This is a genomic window from Gemmatimonadota bacterium, from assembly GCA_026706845.1.
Lineage (GTDB): Bacteria > Latescibacterota > UBA2968 > UBA2968 > UBA2968 > VXRD01.
In genome coordinates this window covers 1-5,546 of record JAPOXY010000222.1, presented here as the reverse complement: position 1 = coordinate 5,546, position 5,546 = coordinate 1, and the positions used below count along the sequence as shown (strand labels likewise).

General features: G+C 47.3%; 2 protein-coding genes. Both read right to left on the bottom strand.

Annotation, left to right across the window (positions count from 1 at the left end; all coding sequences use genetic code 11):
- Positions 1 to 75: 75 nt before the first annotated feature.
- Complete coding sequence (locus OXG87_20210; GenBank protein ID MCY3871880.1) at positions 76 to 2,634, bottom strand: hypothetical protein; 2,559 nt, start codon at positions 2,632 to 2,634, stop codon at positions 76 to 78.
- 199 nt (positions 2,635 to 2,833) lie between these two features.
- Entirely contained in the window at positions 2,834 to 5,413 is a 2,580-nt protein-coding gene (locus tag OXG87_20205; GenBank protein ID MCY3871879.1) for a hypothetical protein, read from the bottom strand.
- Between the last annotated feature and the right edge of the window lie 133 nt (positions 5,414 to 5,546).

The following is a 5,546-nucleotide window of genomic DNA, read 5'->3' as shown; positions in this document are numbered from 1 at the left end:
GGGAGGCACTGGCGTCGTCGTCTCCCCATGATTCGCGCAGGTTGCGACCCGAGCGGCCGGTTGCCTCGTAGGTGCTTATCCAGTGACCGTTTTGCCAAAGGAATCCACAAAGATGAGGAAGTCGGATATGTCAATGGTTCCATTGTTGTCGAGGTCATATTTTGGATCGAAGTTCTCTTGTCCGCTCTGGGTTCCAAATACTTCGACAAAGAGCAAAAAGTCTGAGGTCCCGACCTGCCCATCGCCATCAAAGTCGGCAGAGATAAGGGGGATTCCTTCTACCTCAAAGCGGATGATTTCAGTAAAGTTTGTCCGAAGGATGTTCCGTGCTTTATCCCATACTTTCATTTCGGCAAGCCCCCATGTTCCCGGGATACTGCCAACGGGCAAGATGATCGCTTTATGGTAGGTCTCATAGACAGTTGGATTGCGTGTAAAATAGATTTTTCTATAATCCTCCGGATCGTAATGTCTAAAGTGGTGCATCACGCCATTGGGGTCGCGTAAATACATGTCTGTAGAACGATATCCACTGATGTTGTCCTTAACTTTAAAGGTGATATCGACCTGTGTTTCGCCATTTGGTGCTTCTATATTGGTCGGTTCTGCCTGAATGGTGATCTGATTCAAATCGAGCACGGGTGGGGTGTCATCCGGATTTGTTGTCTGAATCTCAACAGAGGCAGGTAACTCGTCAATTTCATCCCAGTTGCGTCGTGGGTTAGTAAAGAATATGCTACTCTGATTTAGCGCAATATCCTTCATCCCGATATAGGTGAGTTTATACGTACCGCCTGGGAAATAGTCCGGAATCACAAGTTCAACACGCGCTTCCCCAGTTTGTGAGTCATAGTTCCCGTGGCCCTCCGAGGTACGAGAATAGGTTTCATCATTCTCATCGTTTAGCCGTGCATAGACTGTCCTTATACCGGTTTCTTCAAAAACCCTCCAGCGTGCGGTGAGGATTTGCAAGGATCTGCCTTCTGCTGTGCTTTGTGACAACGAGAGTTGCATTGAATTTTTGACGTAAACCGGTGGTTTATCATCTGCAAGCGGATTGTTGAGATAGAGTTTCCATCCGAAATCGACCTGGGATTCGTGGCGTTCATTACCCTGGGCATCCCTGAGGGTAATTTGATCTGGTCCCCAATAACCGTATGCCGCGTGTTTTGATAGTGTTTTACTTCCCCGCAAAATGTGGCCTGCATTGATGCGCTGACCATAGGCATCTACAGGATACAGCCACATGTCAAAATAGGTGCCTTTTCCACTAAAAATCCTGATACCTAACTTTTGTGCGGTATCAAAATCACTCTCGCGATGAATCTCAATCTCTGCTGTTATTTTTTTGTCCTCTTCTGGTTCACCATCAACCTGTATGTCAACTCGTATGATCCGGCCGGGATATACGACATCGGGATACAGATTATAGACCTGAAATGTCAGGTCTTCGCGGATCCGAGAGATGTACCGCGTGCCGTGCATGATCCGGTCTCGAACAAATTCGTATTTGGCGGGCGAACGGGAACGCAACTTGTCGGGATCCACGATGTAATAACTGATCGTTTCTGCCATATCCTCATTCGGATTTTTCTTGTGTGCATAAGCAGATACGAACTCGGTCTGTTTGGTCGTTGACCAGCCATCTGCATCGTCTGGGTTTACATACCAGCCGCCGAGTTCAATCCAGTCTTGTTTGAGTTGATCGTCAAAGAGATGTTCCCATAAGAAGTGTGCTTTTTCATGGAGAATTAAGCGGTGGATGTAGTCGAGCCCCTGTCCCTTAAATGCAGATTCCATAAACTCAATATAGCCCGAGGTCGTCCATGCTATAGCAGGCGCTGTCGGTTTAAGCGGATTGGGTGTTCCATCTAATCGCCGCACCAGATATTGCAGTCCTGGCGTGCTGCGCAGACCCTGTGGATATTCTTCAAACATGCTCACAAGAGCTATCAATTCTTCGTTTTTGAATTCTGAAAACCGGCCTGCATGTTCCTTCGTGGTGTTCCGTGTAAGTTCGGTATAGTCCGGTACATCTATACTTATGCCGTAGCGTTTCTCTAATATCTGCTTCAGTGCATCTCTGTCTCTGCCATCGTCGGTTACATAGCGAACAACGGCACGGTGGAGTCTTTTGGAGAAGAAACGGCCTCTCACGCCCTCTATCTCAGCCAGCAATGGATCGGCATAAGTAAAAGCCTCCCGGGACAAGGTGACGATTTTCTGCCCGTCCTGGATGCGAATCTCTATGTCATTTTGAATGTGCTGGTGTGTCAATTGCCATAATGAGGATGGTACTTCGAGTGTCTCTTTGTACAGATTGTTACTCAATTGCGGTATGGATTCAAAGGTCTGGAGCAGTCGGTAAGCCTGACCATCACTCCATTCGGTGCCGAGTAATACGGAATATTGTTGCATGAGGCGCAACGACGAGCTGTGCGGCGCAACCTGTATCGGCTGGTGTAAGAACATGACCTGTACAGGTTGAACGAGGGTGGCCTTATCTACCCCTTCGTAGGTTGTGTCGGTTTTCCAGGTATAGGAGTATTGTGCAAGAGCATGTCCACTGAAGATGAGTGCTATCAGGAGGATCATGCTCAGGCAAGAGATGCGGTGATATGTTTTTTGGGGCATTGGGTTATTCTCAAGTGTTGAACTGTGTTAACTTCTGAGAGTTCTCGTCTATATCCGTGTGAACGTTTGTGTTAATATAAAAACTATAGTTTGCGAGTCAATGGTTAATTGGCTTTCTTATCGATAGAATAAAAAGAAGCACCGGATTACATATCTGACCTGGTGCTTCTTTTTTATATAACCTATATTCGCGCAACTGCTATCCTGTAACCGTTTTGCCAAAGGAATCCACGAAGATGAGGAAGTCGGGAATGCCAATGATTCCATCGCTGTTGAGGTCGTATTTTGGATCGAAGTTCTCCTGTCCGCTCTGGGTTCCAAACACTTCTACAAAGAGCAGAAAGTCTGAGACCCCGACCTGTCCATCGCCATCAAAGTCGGCAGAGGCAAGGGGCGTCTCTTCTACCTCAAAGCGGATGATTTCAGTGAAGTTTGCCCGAAGGAGGTTATATGCTTTGTCCCATATTTTCATTTCCGCAAGTCCCCACGTTCCGGGAATACTGCCAACGGGCAAGGTGATCGCTTTATGGTAGGTTTCATAGACAGTGGGATCCCGTGTAAAATAGATTTTGCGATAATCCGGTTCGTAATGTCTAAAGCGGTGCCTCACACCGTTGGGATCGCGTAAATACATGTCTGTCACAAGATATCCGCTGATGTTGTCCTTAACTTTAAAGGTGATATCGACCCGTGTTTCGCCGTTTGGTGCTTCTATATTGGTCGGCTCTGCCTGAATGGTGATCTGATTTAAATCGAGTACAGGTGGGGTGTCATCCGGATTTGTCGTTTGGACATCAATGGTGGCAGGTGCTTCATCTATTATGATATCTTCGTCTCTTATTCCTCTTCCTGGATCGGTAAAGTACACGCCCCGTGGATTTAACGCGATATCATACATCAGGATATGATTAAGCGTGTATGTGCCACTCTGAAAGTAATCCGGAATCGCAAGTTGAACACTCGCTTCACTGGTCTGAGGGTCATAATTACCCCACCTCGTGTAGAAGGAATAGGTCTCGGCATTCATATCATTCAGTTCAGCTTTGACGCCCTGTTCCGGTATCCCGATTTCTTCAAAAATTTTCCAACGTGCGGTGAGAATTTGAAATGGCTTGCCTTCTGCTGTCCTTTGTGACAACGAGAGTTGCATTGAATTTTTGATGTACTCCGGCGGTTTATCATCTGCGAGTGGATTGTTGACATAGAGCTTCCATCCGAAATCGACCTGGGATTCGTGGCGTTCATTGCCCTGGGCATCTCTTAGGGTAATTCGATCTGGATTCCAATAGCCATGCGCCGCGTGTCTGGATAGTGTGCGTTGTCCTCTCAAAATGTGACTTGCATTGATGCGTTGGCCCTCGGAGCTTACGGGATAAAGCCAGATAGAAAAAAAGGTCCCTTTTGTGCTGTGAATACTCAGGCGTGATGCCTGCGCAGTGTCAAAGTCATTTTCCTGGTGAAGCTCAAGCTCTATTGTTATTTTTTTGTCCGCTTCTGGTTCGCCTTCAACCTTTATGTCAACCCGTATGATCCGGCCGGGATACACCACATAGGGATATAGGTTATAGACCTGAAATGTCAGGTCTTCACGTATCCGGGATATGTAGCGCGTGCCGTGCATGATCCGGTCTCGAACAAATTCGTATTTGGCAGGGGAACGCGAACGCAACTTGTCGGGGTTTACGATGTAGTAACTGATACTTTCTGCCATATCCTCATTCGGATTCACACCGTGTGCATAAGCAGATACGAACTCGGCCTGTTTGGTCGTTGACCAGCCGTCTCCATCGTCCGGATTTACATACCAGCCGCCGAGTTCAATCCAGTCTTGTTTGAGTTGGTCGTCAAAGAGGTGTTCCCATAAGAAGTGCGCTTTTTCATGGAGAATTAAGCGGTGGATAGTATCAAGATTTCGTCCCTTAAAAGCGGATTCCATGAATTCGATATAGCCTTCGGTCACCCAGGCTAAAGCAGCAGCACTCGATATAATTGGAGAGGGTGTTCCATCTAATCGCCGCACCAGATATTGCAGCCCTGGCGTCGTGAGCATGCCTTGTGGATATTCTTCAAACATGCTGATAAGAGCCATCAATTCTTCGTTTTTGAATTCTGAAAACCAATCTGCATTTTCTTTTGTTGTTCTTCGCGTGAGTACGGTATAGTCCGGCACATCTATACTTACGCCGTAGCGTTTCTCTAATATCTGCTTCAATGCGTGTCTGTCTCTGCCATCGTCGGTTACATAGCGAACAACGGCATGGTGCAGTCTTTTGGAGAAGAAACGACCTCTCACTCCTTCTATTTCAGCCAGCAATGGGTCGGCGTATGTAAAAGCCTCCCGAGATAAGGTGACGATTTTTTGTCCGTCCTGGATGCGAATCTCTATGTCATTTTGAATGTGCTGGTCTGTCAATTGCCATAACGAAGATGGCACTTCGAGTGTCTCTTTGTACGGGTCGTTCCTCAATTGTGGGACGGATTCAAAGGTCTGGAGCAGTCGGTACGCCTGACCATCACTCCATTCGGTACCGAGTAATACCGAATATTTTTGCATGAGACGCAGTGATGAGCTGTACGGCACAACCTGTATCGGCTCATCTAAGAACATGACCTGCACGGGTTGCACGAGGGTGGTCGATTCTATCCCTTCATAGGTTGTATCAGTTTTCCAGGTATAGGTGAATTGTGCAAGCGCGTGTCCGCTGAAGATGAGTGTTAGCAGGAGCATGCTGCTCAGGCAGGCAAATCTCGGGGTGCGGTGATGTGTTTTTGCTGCCATTGTGTTATCCCATCTGATAAAAAAAGCACCTGATCTGATGAGGTTGATCAGGTGCTTTTTGATTTAATTTAGCTCAATCTACGCCGCACTGCGTCCCTGTCTCGCTTTTGCCTCCCGGCGGTTGTGCCATTCG

Excerpts from the sequence above, each read along its gene's own strand:
- OXG87_20210 (MCY3871880.1), bottom strand. The coding sequence starts at position 2,634 with ATGCCCCAAAAAACATATCACCGCATCTCTTGCCTGAGCATGATCCTC.
- OXG87_20205 (MCY3871879.1), bottom strand. The coding sequence starts at position 5,413 with ATGGCAGCAAAAACACATCACCGCACCCCGAGATTTGCCTGCCTGAGC.